This window comes from Phormidium sp. CCY1219 (assembly GCF_055795085.1).
In genome coordinates this window covers 1-3,106 of sequence record NZ_JAYFEQ010000682.1, presented here as the reverse complement: position 1 = coordinate 3,106, position 3,106 = coordinate 1, and the positions used below count along the sequence as shown (strand labels likewise).

At 47.2% G+C, this 3,106-nt stretch carries 4 protein-coding genes; 1 reads left to right on the top strand and 3 read right to left on the bottom strand.

Annotation, left to right across the window (positions count from 1 at the left end; all coding sequences use genetic code 11):
• Positions 1-202 precede the first annotated feature (202 nt).
• Entirely contained in the window at positions 203-601 is a 399-nt protein-coding gene (gene msrB, locus AC0QH1_RS20015; protein ID WP_324633061.1) for a peptide-methionine (R)-S-oxide reductase MsrB, read from the bottom strand.
• A 156-nt stretch (positions 602-757) separates the two neighbouring features.
• On the opposite strand from msrB, the gene AC0QH1_RS20010 reads away from it, so the two are divergent.
• Positions 758-922, top strand: a complete 165-nt coding sequence (locus tag AC0QH1_RS20010) for a hypothetical protein (protein ID WP_324633060.1) — start codon at positions 758-760, stop codon at positions 920-922.
• 333 nt (positions 923-1,255) lie between these two features.
• Here AC0QH1_RS20010 and AC0QH1_RS20005 read toward each other — a convergent pair whose 3' ends face one another.
• Both AC0QH1_RS20005 and AC0QH1_RS20000 read right to left on the bottom strand, forming a co-directional pair.
• Positions 1,256-1,702 (bottom strand): hypothetical protein, encoded by a 447-nt coding sequence (locus tag AC0QH1_RS20005; protein WP_324633059.1) that lies wholly within the window; start codon positions 1,700-1,702, stop codon positions 1,256-1,258.
• A gap of 344 nt (positions 1,703-2,046) precedes the next feature.
• Positions 2,047-2,181 carry a hypothetical protein gene (locus tag AC0QH1_RS20000; RefSeq protein WP_324633058.1) on the bottom strand — a complete coding sequence of 45 codons (135 nt, stop codon included), beginning with the start codon at positions 2,179-2,181 and terminating at the stop codon, positions 2,047-2,049.
• Positions 2,182-3,106: the final 925 nt, after the last annotated feature.

The window sequence follows — 3,106 nt, the reverse complement described above, 5'->3', positions numbered from 1 at the left end:
AGCCGGATGAGGTGAAAGTCTCATGTCCGGTTCTGAATGGGAGGTGAGGGTTGCGAAGCCCTCATCGACCCCTAATTAGATGTACCCTGATGGCTTCCCGCCCCGTTCCTGGAGCGGGAATTTTTATAATGGTTCCCCAGTGCGGCTCAGAGCCAAGATTGGCGTCGCCACCTTGCGGTTTTGCAGACCTTTTTCTCTGAGCCTAACTGGTTTTCTCAAAATCCAGCGCTACCGAATTAATGCAGTAGCGCAAGCCAGTGGGTTGGGGGCCATCGTTGAAGACGTGACCGAGATGAGCCTCACAGGCATTGCACAACACCTCGGTTCGGCGCATAAATAGACTGTTATCTTCTTCTTCTTTTACGTGTTCTTCATCGATGGGTGCCCAAAATGAAGGCCATCCGGTGCCTGAATTGAATTTGGTGTCGGAACTAAATAGTTCGGCGCCGCAACAGGTGCATTTGTAGACACCCTTTTCTTTATTGTCGTAGTATTTGCCGGTGAAAGGTTTTTCGGTTCCCTTCTTGCGCGTCACCTGAAACTCTTCGGGACTCAGTTGCGCTTTCCATTCGGCTTCGCTTTTTTGGACTTTCTCAACCATCGTTTCATCCTTAGTTTGCTGGGGTTGAACAGTTTTATTTTATCGTTGTGTGGATTTTCCTCTAGGTGAGGATAACCGCAACCGATCGCCCCTCTTTCAGTTTGCTTGTCCTTGCCGATCGCCGTTTTTCCATTGTCGGGGTGGAGGTTTCCACCTTTGAATCGCTACCCCAGGCGCGATCGCCTGCGGTTTTATAACCGAAGTATTCTGCCGGATAAAGCCACGGCGATCGCGCGGTTGTCGGGCTTTTTATTCTCGGGTCAGCCCTTGGCCAATCCCACCATAGTGGGGGGGGGGAGGTTGCCTTTCATGTTCGATTGAGAGAAAGCCTGTAGCCAGTCTTGGGGAGAAATTTTAAATTGAGATAGTTGGCCAATATCGCCACCGATACACAGTGGGCGATCGCCCCAGTGGTGAATGTTTCGATTTAGAGAATACCTGCGGTTTTTGCCCCTGGCACCTTGCGCGATCGGCCAAGTTGCACCCTCCGTGATTCCACTCCCCTCGTCTCATGTTAGTGGGATTCACGAAACCCTTGAGCTTCACACTCAAACCAACCCAATCGGGGCTGGATTGCGCCATTCTACGTTTTAGAAAACCAACAGAAGCTCCCTGCCGATTAAAATTTGCTTTAATGTATTCTCTCGAACCGTTTTATTGCCGATATTGGTTTATAATAATCGATTGGCTGGTATGAGAAAACTCCGCACTAGATTGCGAAGCAGGCCCTAACCCGATTTCCATAAACAGATGTAATGAAAGGGTGAGCAACATGGCTAAAATAAATCTTTCGAGCATAAGTAATGCGTTTTGAACTCGATGAGTCTTCTGGACTAACTCCCGCATCACTAGCCTACCATGATGGTGGTACTTTCTCAAGTATTGAAGGGCATTTCCGTTGAATTGACTAGCGCGATCGGCGGGTTTATCCGGATGAAAACTCGTTGATTGCTCCGGAGACACTCCCTGGTGGAAAGCTACGCCGCCCAAGGGAGGGAGTTGCCATATCGAACCGACCCTGTGTGGGGTTGGCGATGGTTTTGCAGCGGTATGGCTCAACCCCAGAAGCGGTAGGAGGGCGATCGCCGACGTGGTTTGCACAGAAAAAAACTCGGTACCCACAGGCAAATTTGCCCAGATTTTAAAGTTAGGGAGGACCGAGTTTAAATAAACTGGCTCTAGTAACGCAAATTTGCGCCACGCTTTTACTTTATCGAGCCGAACGTGACACCACTGATTTGTAATCCGAATCGCCCAAGCAAAGCGCTACGCGAAATAATCAACTCGCCTCAAGGCGGAGATTGAATGGTTTCGGGGAGATTGGGTAGCTGACAAGATTATTTTTCAAACAAACTTATAATTGCTCCTGTCGCCTCTTGCGGCTCGAGAACCCTTGGGGTTGTTTTCCCCGGATGGGGATGAGGCATGGGAAAAAAGCGCGTATTCTAAGCCGCTTGTTGTGTTTGGTTGCAGTTGCTCCCTTCATTTGCCGTGACAACGATCCACTTTCCGCTGCTGGGATCCCGATAGGTTTGATAGGGATTTGGGCGCAGTGTTTTGTCGTTATTTGCCGTTGACATTCTGATGTCCTCCTTCCATCGATTCGGGGTTTGATGCTTATTCTTTATGGTAGGAGGGTTTTCAATGGAATTCAGCGATCGAGATGGGGTAGGGGTGCGATCGATATCACCTTCCCTCCGTGAGTGGGCTTTGACCCCTCACCGCCCATCCCCCAGTCTCTGCCTCCCCCTTACCCTCTAACATTTTGACTTGTTTGTTTCAATTTCTGAAAGGGATTAGTGACAATTAAGTTTCAATCCCTGAAAGGGATTAGTGGAAATTGAGACTTGAGACTACGCGCCGGAGAGTCCCGGTAATGTATCACTAGTTTCAATCCCTGAAAGGGATTAGTTGAAATTGAGACTCTTTGCCCGATTTAGAAGATAAACACGCCTTATCTGTTTCAATCCCTGAAAGGGATTAGTGGAAATTGAGACTTGGCTGAATTAGTCAGAAGAAAGCTCAATAAAATCATTGAGTTTCAATCCCTGAAAGGGATTAGTGGAAATTGAGACACCTATACGGAGATTGGGTCTGGGAAGTTATCTTAGTTTCAATCCCTGAAAGGGATTAGTGGAAATTGAGACTCGAAATTAATTTCTTCCCCATTAGAGGTATAGAGTTTCAATCCCTGAAAGGTATTAGTGGAAATTGAGACGAATACAGGTGGCTATGGAAATCTCATAGAAATACGTTTCAATCCCTGAAAGGGATTAGTGGAAATTGAGACATGCTCAATACAGATATCCTTACCTTTAATCCTCCTGAAGTTTCAATCCCTGAAAGGGATTAGTGGAAATTGAGACAAGTAGGGGTTTAGAAATGGAAACAGTTTACCTAGTTTCAATCCCTGAAAGGGATTAGTGGAAATTGAGACAAAGAGGATTTAGGGATTTCTCCCCGCGATCGAGTAGGTTTCAATCCCTGAAAGGGATTAGTGGAAAT

Coding starts and splice junctions, on each gene's coding strand:
- msrB (WP_324633061.1), bottom strand. CDS start 601: ATGGTTGAGAAAGTCCAAAAAAGCGAAGCCGAATGGAAAGCGCAACTG.
- AC0QH1_RS20000 (WP_324633058.1), bottom strand. CDS start 2,181: ATGTCAACGGCAAATAACGACAAAACACTGCGCCCAAATCCCTATCAA.